Consider the following 20,470-nt stretch of genomic DNA (forward strand, 5'->3'; position numbering starts at 1 on the left):
CTCATTTGCTTTTGTGCGAACAATTACTATATTTAGGAATAATCTTTTACTGCTATTGCAGCTTTTTAAGTAATTATTAATACCTATGATAGGGGAAAGGGGCAAGAAACATTTCCGTTTATGGAAAATAAATTAACCCGGCATCCTTGAACAAATTGCTACAAAATGAGATATACCTATTTTATCCCGGTGCTGCTTTGCCTGCAGCAGAGCTTTGCGCAAACACCTGCTACCTCCGCCAGTACTGTTGACCAGGTTACCGTTTTCCTTCAAGGGGCACAGGTTACCCGCAGCATGCAGTACGCCGTTACGCCGGGTAATAACAAGATTGTTTTCAGCGGCATTTCCCCGGATGTGGATCAAAAAAGCATACAGGCCAAGCTGCCGGCTAATACCATGTTGTTATCTGTATCACATCAGCCTAATTTTATTAAGGAACAAACGCAGCGGGAAGAAATTGACCAACTGGAAAAACAGCGTCAAACCCTGCAGGACAAGCTGGACCGTGAAAAAAATAACCTGCAGGTGTACACGCAGGAAGAAAGCATTCTTACCAAGAACCAGGATATTGGTGGCACCAATAATGTTTTAAAAGCCATAGAGTTAAAAGATATACTGGACCTGCAACGGCAGCGCCTGACAGAAGTGCTGGACAAACAGCTCAGTATTAAACAACAGATCCGTACACTGGAAAAGGAGCTGCTGCAAACAGCCAATCAATTGCAGGGCCTGCGCCAGCTGAAAGAAATACCAACCAGCGATATAGTACTGGATGTACTGGCTAAAAGCGCCTCCACCGGTAAATTCACCGTTAGCTACCTGGTAAAGAATGCAGGCTGGCTGCCGGCTTACGATATACGGGTAAAAGATATTACCCAGCCGCTGGACATTACTTTTAAAGCCAAAGTATTTCAGCAGTGTGGTGAAGTGTGGAAGAAGGTTAAGCTGCAACTAAGTACAGGAAACCCTGACGAAAGCAGCGTGCGGCCGGTATTACGCCCCTGGTACTTACACAGTTACAGCAGCTATGATGAGCTGAGCCGTAGCCGCCAGGTGCAACAAATGCTCAGCAATGGTGAAATAAGCGGAAGGGTAACAGATGACAGCGGAGTGCCATTGGCAGGCTGCAACGTACAGATCAAAGGCAAAACCTTGGGTACTGTAACAGATGATAAGGGTAATTTTCAGCTGCAAACATCAGGCGGAGAGCAAACCGTGGTGTTTTCCTATGTAGGTTTTAATAAAAGAGAAGTGCCGGCAGACGGTGGTTTTATGCGGATCAGTATGCACCCGGACAACACGTCGCTGAGTGAGGTGGTAGTCGTGGGATATGGCAGCTCTAAGGAATTGCAGGGCAATGTAGCGGGTATGGCTGTGGATAGAAGAAAAGCCCTGCGCAAACAATCATCCAGCATAGTTGAGGATGTTACAGAGCAATATGTAGCTACTACCTTTTATTATGATATACCCGTGCCTTATACTATTGAGCCGGATGGAAAACCTTACACCGTGGGTGTAAAAGAAGTGGAAGTACCTGCCAGCTATGAATATTATGCTGTGCCTAAGCTGGACAAAGCGGCCTTCCTGGTGGCTGGTATTACGGACTGGGAATCCCTGAACCTGCTGGATGGGGAAGCCAGCATTTTTTATGAAGATACCTACCTGGGCAAATCCCTGCTGGACCTTCAAAACTCGCAGGATACGCTGCTGATATCCCTGGGCCGCGATAAACAGGTAACTGTTACCCGCACGCTGGAAAAGGATTACAGCCGCAAACGTTTTATTGGCAGGAATATAACAGTAGCGCGCTCCTGGCAGTTAGGCATTAAGAATAATAAACCAGTACCCATTAGCATTACCCTGCAGGATCAGCTACCGCTTAGCACCAATACTGATATGGAAATATCCGGCATCAGCTATGGCGATGCCCAGCTGGATGAAAGCACCAAGCTGCTCACCTGGAAAATGTCGCTGGCGCCTGCTGCAGAGCGAAAGCAGCAGCTGAAATATAACATTAGCTATCCTAAAGCAGCTATTGTAAACATTGATTAAAAGATAACTATCCAATTAAAACAGCCCTGCCAGGTAATGCCCGGCAGGGCTGTTTTATGCTAAACGCTAAATACTAAACGTTAAATGCTAAACGCATAACACCACCTGCATTTTGTATTAAGCGCCACGCTATTTGCCCGCTCTGTTTTATTAATTATTTCAGCGGGTTCCCAGTGTTTTATTCTCCACCTTCAGCTCATCCCAGGCCGGTGGGGCAACCTGCATTAAATTCTTTACAAAGAAATCCCTTCTTTTCTGCTCTCCATAATCTCCGCCGGAAGAGTGTCCCATGCCTGGCACCATCACAAAATCAAAATCCTTATTGTTCTTTATGAGCGCATTTACCAGCTGCAGGGTAGAGGAGGGGTCCACATTATCATCCATCTCTCCCAGGATCAGCATCAGCTTACCTTCCAGGTTAGCGGCGTGGGTAACATTGGAACATTCCTCGTACTGCGGGCCTATAGGATATCCCATCCATTGCTCATTCCACCACATTGTGTCCATGCGGTTATCATGGCATCCGCAGGAGGCTACGGCTGCTTTATAAAACCCGGGATGGAATAATACGGCGCCTGCGGCATTTTGCCCGCCGGCAGAGGTTCCGTAAATGCCTACCCTTGTAAGGTCCATATAAGGATATTTTCCGGCAGCGGCCTTCATCCATAAAATGCGGTCAGGGAAACCGGCATCTTTCAGGGTTTTCCAGCATACATCATGAAATGCTTTGGAGCGGTTGGAGGTGCCCATGCCATCTACCTGTATCACAATAAAACCCAGCTCTGCCAGCTCCTGCATACCGCGGTAGGAGGCCTGGAAAGCCTTAGGTACAAACGCGCTGTGCGGGCCCGCATAAATATTTTCTATAACCGGGTACTTACGGGAGGCATCAAAGTTAGAGGGCCGGATAATGATCCCCCAGATATCTGTTTGCCCATCGCGGCCTTTAGCGGAAAATACTTCGGGCGCACGCCAGCCGGTTTGTTGTAAGGCGGTAATGTCGGCCTTTTCCAGCTCCATTACTACTTTGCCATTGGCATCACGTAAAACGGTTACCGGCGGCAGATCCACGCGGGAATAGGCATCTACAAAGTATTTATAATCGGTGCTGAATTTGGCGGCATGCTGCGCATTTTCCGTTGTTAAAGGCTGCAGGTGCTTGCCTTCAAAATCCATTTTGTAATACTGTACCAGGTAAGGGTCCTGGCCGTGTTCCCGGCCGCTGGCGCCAAAAATAATGGTCCTGGCCTGCTCATCTACCTTTACCACAGAACGTACTACCCAGCTGCCTTTGGTAATAGGATGTTTTACCTGCCCGGTTTTGCCGTCGTATAAATACAGGTGGTTCCATCCGTCGCGCTCAGATGCCCAGATGATCTCTTTACCGTCATTCACATCATAGCGGTATTTTTTACTGCTGTAATCAATGAACGTGGGGCTGGTTTCCTCTACCAGTATTTTAACCTGGCCTGTGGCAGCATCTGCCTCCAGCACGCGGTATACCTGGTGTCCGCGCTGGTTATATTCAAAGGTAAATGCGCGGCTGTCCTTACGCCATTCCAGGTTGCCCAGGCTGTATTGCTGGTTAAACAGTGCCGCATCTAACGGAATATGTTTTTTACTTTCTACCAGGAACAGCTGCGGAACCCTTACCGGCAGCGCATCGCCGGGCTTCAGGTAATCGCGGGTACTAAGCTTTGGCTGCAGCTGGTCTGTTGGGGAAGATGAGATCAGGTACAGCAAATGTTTTTTATTAGGCCGTACCTTAACAGCGGCCAGCTTTTTTGAATCCGGCGCCCACTCCATGTAGCAGGAATAAAATTCTCCTTCAGAGCCATCGTAGCTTAATTGAAAAACAGCTTTTGTTTTACGGTCGCGGATGTATACGTTGTAGCTTTGGATATAAGCCACCCAGTTGCTGTCCGGCGAGGGCACGGGCGGGTCGTTCTGCTCATCATGATCTGCGCCCCAGTAGCGGTCGGGTGTGGTTTTCCCTTTGATCTCTTTTACCCGGCAGCTGTAGTCTGTTAGCCTGCACTGGCATACGGTATCGCCTATATTAAATTCCAGCGTATGTTCCTTATCACTGAAATCCATCATGGTAAATGGCAGCGCATATGCCGTATAAGTACGGTGCAGCAGGGTGCTGAGGGCATCTGCCAGTTTCACCTGGTCAAAGGCCGGCGCTTTGGTGTGCTTGTCTGCATCCACCAGCATAAACTCTTTACCGCGCGGTGTTTGCTCGTAGTACCAGCAGTGGTGTGTGCTATCGATCCAGTTAAAGCTGGTGGGGGCATAATAGAGCTTGTTCCTGATACGGTTGCTCCAGTCATTGGCGCGGCGGTAATCGTCTGCAGTGCCCTGTGCCTGCAGTGAAAGTACATTGCCCAGTAACAGCAATGTAATGGTTAACAGGCTGAATGTTTTGTATGGCATGGTTGTGAAATTTATAAAGCCTCAGTGCTCCACACTCTGAAAATAACTGTTCATATATTCACTGGGCGATTGCCCGGTGATACCTTTAAACACCCGGTTAAAATTGGTAATGCTGTTAAAACCGCAGGTATAAGCTACGGTTGCAATGTTATCATAATCACCATCCGTGAGCTTCTTACAGGCTTCGTTGATGCGTACTTCATTCAGGAAAGACACAAAAGTGTGCAGGGTGTGTTTCTTGAAAAAGCGGCAAAAAGCCTGGGGTGTCATATGGGCCTGTTTCGCAGCATCTTCCAGCGTAATGGGTTTATCATACTGCTGCATAATAAAATTGTAAATGTTGCCAATGCGGATGCCTTCATGCTCACTGAACATAGGCGTTTTATTACCAGCGCTCAGCGGTGCAAGATCCTGGTAGCTGCTTAGCTGCTTTAACAGCTCTACAAACAACATCAATTGATCTGCGCCTGCACTTTGCGCAATACGCAGCATTTTATTGGATACTTCTATTACATGCTGGGCAGGCAGCTTAAAGCCGGACTGGTGCTGCTGTACAAAGTTTTTCAGCAGCTTCATTTCCGGAAGGTTGAAAAAAGCAGACAGCGCACCGTTCGGATTAAAGAAGAACATCCAGGCCACGATCTTCTTTTTACTCTTGGGTAAAAAATAAGAAGGTTCACTTTTAAAGATATGCGGTTGATTGGCGCCCAGCCAGAAGATTTCGTTGGAGCGGAATGAATGCATGTTATTATCCGCTACCAGCGTGCCTTCGCCTTTCTGGATCCAGGTAAGCTGTATCTCCTGGTGACGGTGCAGATGCGGGTAAAAGTTAGGCAGCACATCTTTCTGTACAATGATGGATTTATCTAATGGCACGGGGATCGTGAACTGTAGCACTTTCATAATACTTCCTTATTTTGGCTGATATCCTGGTCCATAGCCGATGGTCCATTGCATACTTCATTATGCAGGAATTGCATAAAGGGTAGTATTGGATCTATTGAAATAATCCATGGACTATGGACCATCGGCCATCGATTCACTCAATATTACAAATTTTACCCCATCCTTTTCCGAAACAGGTTAATATCAGGTAATAATTGATTATAATTGGGTAGGTTCGCATGTAATGATTGAAATATTTTTGAAAAAAATTTGAGTAACATGTCTATTGAATGGAAAGGGATATTTCCTGCAATCACTACCAAGTTCACAGCCAATGATGAATTGGACCTTCCATTATTTGAGAAGAACCTGAAGGCGCAGCTGGCTGCCGGTATAGATGGTATTATCCTGGGAGGGTCCCTGGGAGAGGCCAGCACCCTCACTGCAGCTGAAAAAGAAACGCTGGTAAAATATTCGGTAGAGAAGGTCGCGGGCAAAATACCCGTGGTATTGAACATTGCGGAAGGCGCTACTGCTGAAGCGGTAAAACAGGCCCAGCTGGCCCAGGAATGGGGCGCTAAGGGTTTAATGTTATTACCCCCCATGCGCTATAAGAGCGATGAACGGGAAACCGCCGCTTACTTTAAGGCCGTAGCATCCTCCACTGATCTGCCTATCATGATCTATAATAACCCGGTAGATTATAAGGTAGATGTGACGCTGGCCATCTTTGAAGAGCTGGCAGCCTTTAAAAATGTGCAGGCGGTAAAAGAATCTACCCGCGACGTTTCCAACGTAACCCGTATGATCAACCGTTTTGGCAACCGCTTTAAGATACTTTGCGGTGTGGATACCCTGGCGCTGGAAGAAATGGTATTAGGTGCAGTGGGCTGGGTTGGCGGCCTGGTATGTGCGTTCCCCGCAGAAACCGTAGCTATTTACCGCCTGGTAAAAGCCGGCCGTGTAGCAGAAGCGCTGGAAATTTACCGCTGGTTCCTGCCCCTGCTGGAGCTGGACCTGCATGCCAAGCTGGTTCAATATATTAAGCTGGCTGAAACCCGCGCCGGGCTGGGTAGCGAGCATGTAAGAGCGCCACGCCTTACCCTTATTGGTAAAGAACGGGAGCAGGTATTATCAGTAATAGATACGGCCCTGGCTAACCGCGCGGAACTGCCGGACTACCTTTCAATAGGTGCATTAGCACATGCAAAATGAGCAGTGAACAATAACGGCACCATAATGAACAGCAAAAAGTGAATAGTGAAAGCGGAGATTTATTAATTTCACCTTTCACTATTCACTAAAAAAGCAAGAAACCATGATAGATGTAGATATCGTACTGCAGCAGGCCGCTGCTGCATTTGAACACTACAAAACAATACCCGCCCACGTAAGGGCCCTTTTCCTGGAAGCCATTGCAGATGAGCTGGAAGGGCAGCGGGAAGCCCTGGTGCCTGTTGCCAGCCAGGAGAGCAACCTGCCCCTGGCCCGCCTGAACGGGGAGCTTACCCGTACCACTAATCAGCTGAAGCTTTTTGCCCGCCTTATCAAAGAAGGCAGCTGGGTAGAGGCGGTGATAGATACCGCTAATCCTGCCAGCACACCGCCCCGGCCGGATATACGTAAAATGTTACTGCCGGTAGGCCCTGTAGTGGTGTTTGGCGCCAGCAACTTTCCCTTTGCATTCTCCACTGCCGGCGGCGATACTGCCAGTGCGCTGGCTGCCGGCGCTACCGTGGTGATCAAAGGCCACCCGGCACATGCCCAAACATCCCAAAAGGTATTTGCGGCTATGCTGGAAGCTATTAAAAAGACCAATATGCCGGAGCACACAGTACAGCATGTAGCGGCTCCGGGCAACGATATAGGAAAACAATTAGTGATACACCCGTTAACCACGGGCGTAGGCTTTACCGGCTCTTTTGCAGGCGGTAAGGCATTGTTCGATTATGCCAATCAGAGAGAGACCCCCATACCGGTGTTTGCGGAAATGAGCAGCATTAACCCGGTAGTATTCCTCCCGGATACGCTGGAAAAAAATGCCGCTGCATTGGCGCAAACCTTTGGCGGGTCGGTTACTTTGGGGATGGGACAATTTTGTACTAATCCCGGCCTGCTGCTGGGTATCCGCAGCGCTGCGCTGGAAAATTTTGCACAGCTGCTGGGCGAAGCCATTGCCCAATGCGCCCCGCAAAAAATGCTGCACGGCGGTATTCGGCAGGCTTATGTAAAAGGCCGGCAGCAAATACTGGCGCAGCAGGGTGTAGCGCTGGTAAACGAATCTGTAACAGCGCCCGCGGAGCTGGAAGCCCACCCGGCGCTGGCCCGCGTAACTGCAAAGGATTTCCTGGCTAACCCGGTATTGAAAGAGGAAGTGTTTGGCCCCTCCTCACTGCTGGTAGTATGTGATAATAAGGAGGAGCTGAAAGCCGTACTGAAAAGTGTAAAAGGCCAGCTTACTACTACCGCAGTAGGTACAGAAGCTGATATGGCGGCCTACGCGGATGTTATTGCCCTGCAAACCACCCTGGCCGGCCGCGTGATCTTAAACGCACCGCCTACCGGTGTGGAAGTATGCGCAGCCATGGTGCATGGCGGTCCATTCCCGGCCACTACCGATGCACGTTTTACCTCCGTAGGCACCAGCGCTATTAAACGCTGGGTGCGGCCGGTATGTTTCCAGGGATTTTTGGACAGCATGCTGCCTGCAGCCCTGCAAAACGCTAACCCGCTGGGCATTTGGCGAATGGTGGATAATGAGTATACGCGGTAGCGGACTATCTACCATAAAACACATCTATGTCAACAGATCAACCAACATCTTTTAAGCGCTCTTTCGGGCTGCTGGACGCTACCATGATCGTAGCCGGGTCTATGATCGGTTCCGGTATCTTCATTGTAAGCGCTGATATTGTACGCAATGTAAGCTCCGCAGGCTGGCTTACCATCGTGTGGGTGCTGGCTGGTGTGTTAACCCTCACGGCTGCCCTGAGCTATGGAGAGCTAAGTGCAATGTTTCCCAAAGCAGGCGGGCAGTATGTATACCTCAAAGAAGCCTTTAACCCACTGGTGGGTTTCCTGTACGGATGGAGCTTTTTCACCGTTATACAAACCGGAACTATTGCCGCCGTGGGCGTGGCTTTTGCCAAATTTGCCGCGTATATCTTTCCTGCCCTGAGTGAAAAAAATGTGCTGGCCGACCTGGGTTTTATGCAGGTCACCGCGGCGCAGCTCACCTCCATTTTATTGATCGTATTACTCACGTATGTGAATACACGCGGTGTAAAAGAAGGTAAGATCATTCAAACCACTTTTACGCTCACCAAAATAGCCGCCTTGTTCGGCCTTATTATTTTCGGTTTTTTGCTGGCTGCCCGTAAAGAGGTGTGGGATGCTAACTGGCAAACCGGTTTCGCCCTGCAAAAGCTTACGCCCCAAGGGCTGCTGCCTTACACCGGTTTAGCGGTAATGGGCGCTATTGCGGGCAGTATGGTGGGCACATTGTTCAGCAGTGATTCCTGGCATAATGTAACCTTCATAGCAGCAGAGATCAAACGTCCGGAAAAGAATATTGGCCTTAGCCTGTTCCTGGGTACACTGGTGGTAACCATCATTTATGTGTCTACCAACATGATGTTCCTGGGGGTAATGCCTTTACATGAAGTAGCTTTTGCAGAAAGCGACCGGGTAGGAGTGGCTGCCTCCGTACACATTTTTGGCAGTATGGGCACGTATATTATTGCTGCGCTTATCATGGTATCTACCTTTGGTTGTAACAACGGGCTGATACTGGCTGGCGCGCGGGTATATTATACCATGGCCAATGATGGCCTGTTCTTTAAACGGCTAGGCACGTTAAACAAGAATGCAGTGCCTTCCAAAGCCCTGTGGCTGCAGTGTTTGTGGGCTTCTATGCTGTGTTTGAGCGGGAAGTACGGGCAGCTGCTGGATTATGTGATCTTTGTGGTGCTGATCTTTTACATCCTGACCATTATCGGTATTTTCCGCCTGCGCCGCAAGCGCCCGGATCTGCACCGTCCTTACAAAGCCTTTGGTTACCCGGTATTACCCTTGTTTTATGTGGTGGCCGCCACCATTATTTGCCTGTCGCTGCTGGCGTATAAACCTATGTATACCTGGCCCGGACTAGGTTTGGTGCTGCTGGGAATCCCTGTATATTACGGCGTATGGGGCAAAAAAGCGGCGGCTGCACCGGTACAAGAGCAGGAACCGGTAACCAGCGAATTACCATAAATTAACCGGTAGCTGCCCTCATTTTAATCTGATACAGGCAGGATGCCCATGATTTATGTTAATTTTTGCAAACCTTTGATCAATACTCGCAACTTTGTACTCAGGGCTTCTGAATATTTTTGGGAATGAGGGTAGTGGCGTAAACCGGAAACCTTGTGCCCCATTTGAGTGGGGTAGTAATTGATAATTCGTAATTGACTTCATCCTTGGCTAAGAAAACATTTTTTTGCATTGATGCGCATACCTGCGGTAATCCCGTCCGGCTGGTAGCTGGCGGGGGACCGGTATTGGAAGGCAGCAATATGAGTGAGAAGCGTAATCATTTTTTACGTGAATATGACTGGATCCGTAAAGGGCTGATGTTTGAGCCCCGCGGGCATGATATGATGAGCGGCAGTATTTTATACCCGCCGCATGATCCGGCTAATGATGTAGCAGTGCTGTTCATAGAAACCAGCGGTTGCCTGCCCATGTGCGGCCACGGTACCATTGGCACTATTACCATTGCTATTGAGGAAGGGCTCATTACGCCCAAAACGCCCGGTGTAGTGCGTATGGAAGCGCCGGCAGGGTTGGTAACCGTTACTTATAAACAGGAAGGTAATAAGGTAAAAAGCGTAAAGCTCACGAATGTGCCGTCTTACCTGGCTGCAACAGACCTGGAAGTGGAATGCCCGGACCTGGGCCTGCTGAAGGTAGATGTATCTTACGGAGGCAACTATTACGCTATTGTAGATGTGCAGGAGAATTTTTCAGGATTGGAAAATTATTCCTCTGCACAGCTCATTACCTGGGCGCGCGAAGTGCGGAAACGCATCAACGAAAAATATACGTTCGTACACCCGGACAATCCGCATATCAACGGCTGCTCCCATGTATTATGGACCGGCGCGGTGTTAGACAAGACTTCCACCGCCCGTAATGCCGTGTTCTATGGCGATAAAGCCATAGACCGCTCACCCTGCGGCACCGGCACCTCTGCGCGTATGGCGCAGTGGTATGCTAAAGGCCAGCTCAAAAAAGGAGATGAGTTTATTCACGAAAGTATTATCGGCTCTAAGTTCATTGGCCGTATAGAAGAGGAAACCAATATCGGAGGCGTACCGGCTATCCGCCCCAGTATTGAAGGCTGGGCCAGGATCTACGGCTACAACACCATTACAATTGACCCGGAAGATGATCCGTATGCATACGGATTACAGGTAATATAGCAGAAGAATATGTCTAAGGAAGTTATCATCATTGGCGGCGGAATTATTGGCCTCAGCAGCGCATTTTATTTGCAGGATGCAGGGTATAAGGTCACTGTATTAGATACTACGGATATGCAGCAGGGCTGCTCCTACGGCAATGCAGGGTATGTATGCCCCAGCCATTTTGTACCGTTGGCCACACCTGGTATTATAAAGCAGGGATTAAAATGGATGCTGAATGCCAAAAGCCCATTTTATGTGCAGCCGCGTTTAAGCGGGGAGCTGATCTCCTGGGGATTGAAGTTCATGAAAAGCGCTACCAAAGAACATGTGGAGCGGTCGGCCATTCCCCTGCGGGATATTGCTTTGCTCAGCAAACAGCTGTATGAAAGCTGGGCGCAGCTGCCGGGTATGGATTTCGCCTATGAGCCCAAAGGCATGTTAGAGCTGTTTAAAACAGCGGAAAATGCACAGCATGCGGAACATACTTTAAAAGACGCTTTAGCCTTAGGATTAGATACCCGCCTGTTAAATAAAGCAGAGCTGCAGGCCATGGAGCCTGGTGCGGATATAGATGCAATAGGCGCACTGTATTTTGCCGGCGATGCGCAGCTGTATCCCAATAAGCTTATGCAATGTTTGCTCAACTGGTTGCAGCAAAAAGGTGTGCGGCTGATAGGCAGCCAGGAAGTAACGGGTTTTATTACAGAAGGCAAGGTGCTGAAAGGTGTGAAAACAGCCAGCCAGCAATACCCTGCAGATCATGTGGTGCTGGCAGCCGGTGTGTGGAGCAGCGCGGTGGCCAAACAGCTGAACCTGCGCTTACCCATGGTAGGTGGGCGCGGATATTCCGTAACGTATGAAAATGCACCTTACAAAGTGCATCACTCCATTATATTAAGCGAGGCCAGGGTGGCCATTTCACCCATGGATGGGAACAAGATCCGCTTTGGCGGCACCATGGAAATTACCGGGGTAAATGCCCCGCCGCGTATGCAAAGGGTGCAGGGCATCCTGGAATCTGTAAAACGTTATTTCCCGGCGTATGATATTCCCATGCCTGCGGCAGATAAGGTATGGTATGGTTACCGCCCCTGCAGTGCAGATGGCTTGCCCTACATTGGTAACGTACAACAGTATACGAATTTAACTATTGCCACCGGGCACTCCATGCTGGGTATCAGCCTGGGCGCAGGTACCGGTAAGCTGGTAAGTGAGCTGGTGCAGGGCGTACCTGCTTCTATGGATATAACACCTTTCCACCCGCAACGGGGATAAGTAAACCACATATAACATGATGGGCAAAAAGGCAGCAACCAGGATCGTATGGGTATTAACGGCATTGGCAGCCGCTAACTCAATAGCGCATGCGCAACAGCAGGCGCCAGTAGCATTATACCAGCAAAGCAGCGAGATCAATAATCTCATGGTAACGTATAATGCGGATAAGGGCAGCATCAGCCGGTTTTATTTTGTAGGTAACTCACCGGAACGCCGGCAGCAGCTGCAAAAGCTGAACAATCAATACCTGCAGCAGCTGGACCAGGTTGATTTTAACGCCTTGCCCACTGGTAGCCGGGTAGATTATATCCTGTTCAGAAAAGACCTGCAGGCACAACTGCACAGCTTACAGGAAGAAGAAACGCAATACAACCAATTAAAAGAATGGTTCCCTTTTGCAGATAAGATCTACGCAGTGGAAAAGGTTCGCAGGCGGGGTACAGAGCAAAATGCGCAGCAGCTGGCCGCAGATTTTCACAGCATGTCTATAGATGTATTGAAGAAAGCCAAAGCGCTGCGGGAAGAAAAGAATGTTGATATCTACCACATCCTCAGAGCAGAGGGTATTGTAAAAGGCTTAAAGGATGCGCTGCACAGCGTACACCAGTTCTACAACAGCTATGATCCGCAATACACCTGGTGGATGGCTAAACCCTATGCCGACCTGGATACTGCTTTAAGCACCTATGCTATTGCCTGGAAAGCGCAGGAAAAAGCTGCTCCCGGCGCTAAGGATGATGGCAGCGGTATTATCGGTTATCCCATTGGCCGTGATGAGCTGATCCGCCAGCTGCAGGATGAGCTGATCCCTTACACCCCGGAAGAGCTGATACAAATAGCCAACAAAGAATTTGCCTGGTGTGATGCTGAAATGCTGAAAGCCTCCCGGGAAATGGGTTTTGGCGACGACTGGAAAAAGGCGCTGGAAAAAGTAAAGAACACTTATGTGCCTGCCGGCAAACAACCGGAGGCCATCATGAAACTATACAATGAATCTGTTGCCTTCCTGAAACAGAAAGAGCTGGTAACCATTCCGCCCCTGGCAGAAGAAAGCTGGCGCATGATCATGATGACGCCGGAGCGGCAATTGGTGAATCCCTTCTTTACCGGCGGGGAAGTGTTAAGCATCTCTTACCCAACAGATGATATGAGCGAGGAGGATAAGCTGATGAGCATGCGTGGTAATAACCCGCATTTCTCCCGCGCTACCGTGCATCATGAGCTGATAGCAGGCCACCACCTGCAGATGTATATGAACCGCCGCTACAAAGCTTACCGGAATTTTGATACGCCGTTCTGGATAGAAGGCTGGTCGCTGTACTGGGAAATGTTGTTATGGGATCAGCAGTTTCCGCAATCCCCGGAAGACCGTGTGGGCATGCTGTTCTGGCGTATGCACCGCTGCGCGCGTATTATCTTCTCCCTTAATTTTCATCTGGGCAAATGGACGCCCCAGCAGTGTATAGATTTCCTGGTAGACAGGGTAGGGCATGAGCGGGCCAATGCAGCCGGCGAAGTACGCCGCTCTTTTGTAGCAGGCCTGGGTTACAGCCCTTTATACCAGCTGGCTTACATGATCGGCGGCCTGCAGTTCTATGCGCTGAAAAAGGAATTGGTGGATAGTGGTAAAATGACATACAAACAATACCATGACGCGGTGCTGCATGAAAATGAAATGCCGGTGGAAATGTTGCGCGCCATTCTTACCAATCAAACTATCAATAAAGATTTCAAAACTAACTGGCGGTTTTATCAATTGAAATAAATGGCTTATTCCACGTCATTGTAACAAGTATTGCAGCTTCCTAAACTATTTTACAATGAAGAAATTACTCTTTTCCATCCTGCTGTTACACACAAGTTATAACGCCCTGCTGGCACAGTCTTACGTACCGGAACGGCAGGAGAAGATAATGAAGGTAGCCGCTAAGGTGCCGGTACATGCTTACAGCTTTAATCTGAAAGATGTACAGATCCTGGACGGGCCTTTTAAAAAGGCGCAGGATGCAGATGTTGCTTACCTCTCGCTATTAGAGCCAGACCGTTTGCTGGCCGATTTCCGGGAGCATTCCGGTCTGAAAGCAAAAGCTAAACGTTATGGTGGCTGGGAATCATCCGGCCTGGCCGGGCATTCACTGGGCCATTATCTCTCTGCCTGCGCTATGCATTATGCGGCCAGTGGCGATAAGCGTTTCCTGGATAAAGTGAATTATATGGTAAGCGAGCTGGCAGAATGCCAGCAGCACCGCAAAACAGGTTATATAGGCGCTATTCCCAGTGAGGATAGCATCTGGCAATTAGTATCAGAAGGGCATATCCGTTCCCGTGGGTTTGATCTCAACGGCGGCTGGTCGCCCTGGTACACGGTGCACAAGATCATGGCCGGTTTGCTGGATGCGTATATCTATTGTAATAACCAACAGGCATTGGATGTAGAAAAAGGCATGGCCGACTGGACGGAGAAAATAGTAGGCCACTTACCGGATTCCCTGGTGCAGAAAATGCTGCTGTGTGAATATGGCGGCATGAATGAAGCGCTGGTGAACACCTACGCCCTTACCGGTGAAAAGAAATACCTGGATCTTTCCTACAGGTTCCACGACCGCCGTGTGCTGGATTCACTGGCCCTTCAGCAGGATGTGCTGCCCGGTAAACATTCCAATACACAAATACCTAAAGTAATTGGCTGCATACGCCGCTATGAGCTAACAGGCGCGGATAAGGACAGCATTATTGGCCGTTTCTTCTGGAATACGGTTACACAGCACCATTCCTATGCACCGGGTGGTAACAGTAACTATGAGTACCTGGGCCCCCCGGACCAGCTGAACGACTATCTCACAGAAAACACCATGGAAACCTGTAACACATACAACATGCTGAAACTAACCCGGCATTTGTTTGCGTTGCAGCCCGCAGCTAACCTGATGGATTTTTACGAACGCGCATTATACAATCACATCCTTTCTTCCCAGAACCATGAAAGCGGTATGATGTGTTACTTTGTGCCGCTGCGTATGGGCACCCGTAAGGAGTTCAGCGATTCGTTCCACACCTTTACCTGCTGCGTAGGCTCCGGTATGGAAAACCATGTGAAGTATGGAGAGAGCATTTATTTTGAAGGTACAGATGGCAGCCTGTATGTGAACCTTTTCATTGCATCGCGCCTGAACTGGCAGCAGAAGGGCATTACACTGGAACAGCAAACAAAGCTGCCTGCCAGCGATAAAGTAGCATTTACCATTACCGCTAAAAAGCCCGTTGCATTTGCTTTACGCATACGCAAGCCACGCTGGGTACAGCAGGGTATGCAGCTTACAGTAAATGGTAAAACGCAGGCCATTACCCCCGGTGAGGATGGTTACATTACCATTAACCGTACCTGGAAAACCGGCGATAAAGTAGCGCTAACCTTACCCATGGATGTGTATACAGAAGCAATGCCCGATAACCCGGGCCGTGTAGCCTTGTTCTATGGCCCCGTAGTATTGGCCGGACAGTTAGGTAATAAAGAGCCGGATCCTGTAACAGGTATACCGGTATTAGTGACCGCTGAAAAAGATGCCAACAAATGGCTGCGTACAGATGATCCGCAATCCCTGGTGTTCCATACCAGCAACATAGGCCAGCCGGCAGATGTAACGCTGGTGCCGTTCAACACCATACAGAATGAATACTATAGCGTGTACTGGGATGCCTTTACCCCGGATGGCTGGAAATCGCAGCAGGCCAAATACGAAGCAGAAAAGAAGAAACAGCAGGAAATAGAATCCCGCACGGTAGATGCGCTGCGCATAGCGGAAATGCAACCGGAGCGTGATCATAATTTCGCTACCAGCGACAAAACCACTACCGGCGAAGAACATGGTAAAAAATGGAGAGCTGTGTGGGATGATGGATACATGCAATTCACCATGAAGGTGAACCCGGAAAAAGAAAACAGTTTGCAGCTCACCTATTGGGGTATGGATAACCGTTACTGCAAGTTTGATATATTAATAGATGGCGTGCAGGCAGGTACGGATGATCTGAATAAATATAAAGCCAGCAAATTTTATGATGTGGTGTATCCTATTCCTGCGGAGCTTACCAAAGGCAAACAAACTGTTACGGTAAAGCTGCAGGCCCGGAAAGATAATCACGTAGGCCCGGTGTATGGCACTGTAAGAATGATGCAACAACCATAGTAATACAGCAGTTACGCAAAAAGCCAGGTAACCATGTGTTGCCTGGCTTTTGCATTTTAACAGGCGCTTATTGAATGAAAAATGTGATTAGAATGACCATTTCCTTTTAAATTTATACTGAACCCTCAGGATCTTTAAAAAGAAATGAAAATAATTATATGCGGAAATTAGTAAAGGAAACCTTATTGGCAGCCATGTTGCTGCAAGCCGGCACTACCTTGTATGCACAGGATAAGCAGTACACAAAGGAAATAAAAGCGCTGGCAGATAAACCAGCTGTGAAAAAAGCATTCCAGTCCATCATTGAAATGGAACCACAAACGCTTAGCGATCACCTGCTGTTAACTGAAATTGCAGCGCCGCCCTTTAAGGAAATGAAACGCGCGGAAAAGTATGCAACCATGATGAAGGCCGCTGGCGCGGATTCTGTGTGGATTGATAATGTAGGCAATGTGCTGGGCAAACGCAAAGGTAAGAACAGTAAAAAGGTAGTGGTGCTGGAAGGCCATCTGGATACCGTTTTCCCGGAAGGAACAGATGTAACGGTGAAGCATAGAGGCGACACGCTGGCTGCCCCGGGTATTATAGACGATACCCGTGCGCTGGCCATAGTGCTCACCATATTAAAAGCCATGGAAAAGAACAGCATTGAAACGGAGGCAGATGTGCTATTCTGCGGCGTAGTAGGAGAAGAAGGGCAGGGCGATCTGCGGGGTGTAAAGAACCTTTTCAGCGATAAAGGGCCTGGTAAAATTGACACATACATTGCCATTGATGGTTGGGATATGGAAAGCATTACGCACCGCGGATTAGGCTCCCACCGTTATAATATCACATTCAAAGGCCCGGGCGGCCATTCCTCCGGCGCTTTTGGTTTGGCTAACCCGCACAATGCATTGGGCCGCGTCATTCATTACTGGGCCGTAGCGGCAGACAGCTTAACCCGGCAGCCGGGCGAAAGGCTTACCTATAACGTAGGCGTAATAGGCGGTGGTACTTCTGTAAACTCTATTCCCTTTGAATCGTGGATGGAAGTAGATATGCGCTCAGAAAGCCCGCAGCGTGTAGCCGCTGCCGATAAGCTGCTGCAGGAGGCCGTGCAGCGGGGTTTGCTGGAAGAAAACCAGATGAAACGCGCCGGCGCAGACCTAACCGTTGATGTAAAGCTGATAGGCGACCGCCCCTCCGGTGGTTTAGACAGTAACCTGGCCGTTATACAACGCGCAAAAGCAGCCATTGCATTCATTGGCGGATCACCTAAATTGCGCGTAGGCTCTACCAATTCCAATATTCCCATTTCCAAAGGCATACCGGCCATTACCATGGGTAGCGGCGGTAAGGGCGGCAATGCGCATGCCCTGCAGGAGTGGTGGATCAATGATAATGGTTACCTGGCCATACAGCGTACTTTGTTAGTATTGCTGGCAGAAGCAGGTTTAGCAAAATAGTGTACAGAGATGAAATACTATTAGGGGCAAATATTTGCATGTTTGAAAAAATGTGCGGATGTTTGCCTCTCTTTTTGGTTGATGGATAGCGTGATAAAACAGGTAGGCATAACAAAAGTAGTATGACTTTTTAGGACAAAAATTTGTATAATCCGATAAATATCTAAATCTTTGTTTCCGGAATCTTTTATACCTATGTAGATAATTGTGCGTTTTAGCCCTTTTACTACCCGAATAAGAAATATTAGGACAATACACAAGAGATAGTAACCCGGAAATAAACATCAAATGGTTACCCTATACTGTGAAACAAGCGTTAACAGCTAATCACCCTGTTTTTCCCTGTTACAGTATCCATTATTGTCATTTTTAAATGCTAGCAATAGCAATTCATGTGAATTACTGTGCGTTATGCACGCGGGGTCCGCATGCATGAACAGTAAGGAATATGTAATAACACATTGTTTTGAGAACCTGTACCTCTATACTATTACTTTTTTTGCTTTTTATATCCAACGGATATAGCCAGTCGCGGCAGGATACCGGTTACTACCTCATGTACACTGGTTGTAAGGGTGTAACGGTTACTACCTATCCTTTGCCTAAAAAGGATACGGTAGCAATACCGGTACGGGTAAGGAGACATATTTCGCCGGTTCCCCAGCATTCCCCTTTTCTTACCGTTCATGGCAATGTCATGTATGATGTGTACTACCAGTCAAACGTAGATACGCCTTATGTGGAAAAAGATGTCTATCAGCATACTGTTCAAACATTTCTCGATATTAATATACGCAATCAATGCCCGCTAAGAGTAGCTTTTTCAACCAACATGGGTAACTCTTCGCTGTTCAGGAATGTTACAGGGCTTAACCTCCGGTACACGAACCGTGATTTTAAGAATATGCTGATGAATAATGCCCGTCATTGGGATGCCGGCCGTTTGCAGCAGTTACAGCAACTGCAGCTGCTCAGGGATAGTCTGGAGCTCAGAGCAAATGAGATCAGCCGTTTAAAATACAAGCTACAGGCCCCTTCAGGCCTGCAGCAGGTAATAGAGGCAAAGGAAAGAGCGCTGTATGCCAGTGCCCGGGACTCACTGGCAAAGCTTCCATCTTATGCTATGGAAAATGTTAATCTGTCGCAGCACTGGCCACCCAAAAATAACTGGCAGAAGCCTGAATATTCAAAAGCTGATACCGCTCTTCAGAAATTTACAGCTGAACGTAAGACGGCTGCAGAACAATTAGATTCATTACAAAAGGAGTTTGCCCGGTTTGATAAGCTATATCAGCAAAGGAAAAAACAGTTTGGCGCAAATAATGAACGTTTGATGGATGTGCTGGCGCAAAGCCGGAATAATAAGGAATTGTCTGATAACCTGCATACCATGAACCTGCCGGACACTGTGCTGCCCAGAGGCTATAAAACGTTACTGGCTATACGCTCTATAGGATTGGGCAGAACCCTTGTAGACTATTCAGAGCTAACCGCCAAAGATATCAGCATACTAGGGGTGCAGGCGGAATACAATCCTTCCTACTATGTGGCTTTCGCCACGGGTATGGTCGATTACCGGTTCAGGAATTTTATTGTAAATGAAAACAGGTCGCGCCAGTACCTGAACCTTATAAGGGTAGGTACCGGTATGCGGGAAGGGAACAACATCATTCTCACCTGGTACACCGGTAAAAAACAATTGTACAATTTCAATACAGATACCTCCGGTACCGGTGCGCAATCAGCGCCTGATTATAACATCATGGGCATATCGCTGGAAGGCAAATGGCAGTTAAATAAACACAATTACCTGGTAGGGGAAATAGCAAAATCATCTTTGCCTTATTACGCTAGGGCTGCTGAAAAGGAAAGCGCCATGGGAAGCGTATTCCAGTTTGGCAACCGCTCCAATGAAGCTTATTCTGTAAAATCATTCTCTTTTATACCCCTTACCGGCACCAGCATCAATGCCATGTATAAGAGAATGGGAGCCAATTTCCAGTCATTCAGCCTGTACACCACCGGCTCTGCTCAAAGCGCATGGTTGTTGCGGATAGATCAGCCTTTCTTCAGAAAACAGCTGACTGTTTCAGCATCTATCCGGCAGAATGATTTTACCAGCTTATACCAGAATGTAGACTACCATACCAGCACCATCTTTAAAAGCATACAGGGTACGTTGCGTATCCGCAAATGGCCGGTTGTATCAATAGGGTATTCACCCAGCTCTCAGTTAATGAAGCTGAGCGATGATCATTTTACTGAAAACCTGTTCTATACGCTGGTAGGCTCTCTTAGCCACTTTTTCCAGTACCGGGGTATTATGATGAACACTGTGCTTTCTTATACCCGTTTTTATAACAAGCAAACAGACAGCAGCTTTGTATACTTCAACAGTAAGAACATTTTATTAAATCATACGGTATTCCTGGGACGCTTTACACTGAGCGGATCTTTATCAGCCGCTACCAACCAGGATTACGCTTTGTATGGGGCAGATGGTAACCTGCAGTTTAAGGTAACCCGCTGGCTGGAAACCGGCGGTGGTCTTAAATACAATAAACAAACGGTGTATAACCTTGAGCAGGTAGGCTATACAGCCAATGCGCGGGTGAATATACCGAAGATAGGAGAGGTAGCATTAATGGGAGATAAAGGATTTATACCCGGGGCCAATAAACAATTGGTGCCCAATAACACAGGAAGATTGACCTATACTAAAATATTTTAAATA

At 48.2% G+C, this 20,470-nt stretch carries 12 protein-coding genes; 10 read left to right on the top strand and 2 right to left on the bottom strand.

Annotation, left to right across the window (positions count from 1 at the left end; genetic code table 11):
- Positions 1–165: 165 nt before the first annotated feature.
- Complete coding sequence (locus tag KVT36_RS26170) at positions 166–2,052, top strand: DUF4139 domain-containing protein (protein ID WP_217606403.1); 1,887 nt, start codon at positions 166–168, stop codon at positions 2,050–2,052.
- Between the two features lie 159 nt (positions 2,053–2,211).
- Here KVT36_RS26170 and KVT36_RS26175 read toward each other — a convergent pair whose 3' ends face one another.
- Positions 2,212–4,488, bottom strand: coding sequence for a S9 family peptidase (locus KVT36_RS26175; RefSeq protein ID WP_217606404.1), 2,277 nt, complete (start codon positions 4,486–4,488; stop codon positions 2,212–2,214).
- Between the two features lie 21 nt (positions 4,489–4,509).
- The gene (locus KVT36_RS26180; protein WP_217606405.1) at positions 4,510–5,391 is read right to left on the bottom strand and encodes an AraC family transcriptional regulator; all 882 of its coding nucleotides are present in this window, start codon (positions 5,389–5,391) and stop codon (positions 4,510–4,512) included.
- Between the two features lie 261 nt (positions 5,392–5,652).
- Between KVT36_RS26180 and KVT36_RS26185 the strand changes: the two genes are divergently transcribed.
- The 9 genes from KVT36_RS26185 to KVT36_RS26225 all read left to right on the top strand — a co-directional run bounded on the left by KVT36_RS26185 (position 5,653) and on the right by KVT36_RS26225 (position 20,467).
- Positions 5,653–6,588: a dihydrodipicolinate synthase family protein gene (locus KVT36_RS26185; RefSeq protein ID WP_217606406.1), complete on the top strand. Its 936-nt coding sequence runs from the start codon at positions 5,653–5,655 to the stop codon at positions 6,586–6,588.
- A 103-nt stretch (positions 6,589–6,691) separates the two neighbouring features.
- On the top strand, positions 6,692–8,146 hold the full coding sequence (locus KVT36_RS26190) for an aldehyde dehydrogenase (NADP(+)) (RefSeq protein ID WP_254640209.1): 1,455 nt from the start codon (positions 6,692–6,694) through the stop codon (positions 8,144–8,146).
- A gap of 26 nt (positions 8,147–8,172) precedes the next feature.
- The gene (locus KVT36_RS26195; RefSeq protein WP_217606407.1) at positions 8,173–9,627 is read left to right on the top strand and encodes an APC family permease; all 1,455 of its coding nucleotides are present in this window, start codon (positions 8,173–8,175) and stop codon (positions 9,625–9,627) included.
- Positions 9,628–9,833: 206 nt separating this feature from the next.
- The gene (locus tag KVT36_RS26200) at positions 9,834–10,838 is read left to right on the top strand and encodes a 4-hydroxyproline epimerase (protein WP_217606408.1); all 1,005 of its coding nucleotides are present in this window, start codon (positions 9,834–9,836) and stop codon (positions 10,836–10,838) included.
- A gap of 9 nt (positions 10,839–10,847) precedes the next feature.
- Positions 10,848–12,098, top strand: a complete 1,251-nt coding sequence (locus KVT36_RS26205) for an FAD-binding oxidoreductase (RefSeq protein ID WP_217606409.1) — start codon at positions 10,848–10,850, stop codon at positions 12,096–12,098.
- 16 nt (positions 12,099–12,114) lie between these two features.
- The gene (locus tag KVT36_RS26210; RefSeq protein ID WP_254640210.1) at positions 12,115–13,866 is read left to right on the top strand and encodes a DUF885 family protein; all 1,752 of its coding nucleotides are present in this window, start codon (positions 12,115–12,117) and stop codon (positions 13,864–13,866) included.
- Between the two features lie 55 nt (positions 13,867–13,921).
- Positions 13,922–16,288 (top strand): glycoside hydrolase family 127 protein, encoded by a 2,367-nt coding sequence (locus tag KVT36_RS26215; RefSeq protein ID WP_217606410.1) that lies wholly within the window; start codon positions 13,922–13,924, stop codon positions 16,286–16,288.
- A 158-nt stretch (positions 16,289–16,446) separates the two neighbouring features.
- Positions 16,447–17,736 carry a M20/M25/M40 family metallo-hydrolase gene (locus tag KVT36_RS26220; RefSeq protein ID WP_217606411.1) on the top strand — a complete coding sequence of 430 codons (1,290 nt, stop codon included), beginning with the start codon at positions 16,447–16,449 and terminating at the stop codon, positions 17,734–17,736.
- A gap of 466 nt (positions 17,737–18,202) precedes the next feature.
- Positions 18,203–20,467: a hypothetical protein gene (locus tag KVT36_RS26225; protein ID WP_217606412.1), complete on the top strand. Its 2,265-nt coding sequence runs from the start codon at positions 18,203–18,205 to the stop codon at positions 20,465–20,467.
- Positions 20,468–20,470: the final 3 nt, after the last annotated feature.

Source organism: Chitinophaga sp. GbtcB8, from assembly GCF_019091455.1.
In the GTDB taxonomy this organism is placed as follows: Bacteria; Bacteroidota; Bacteroidia; order Chitinophagales; family Chitinophagaceae; genus Chitinophaga.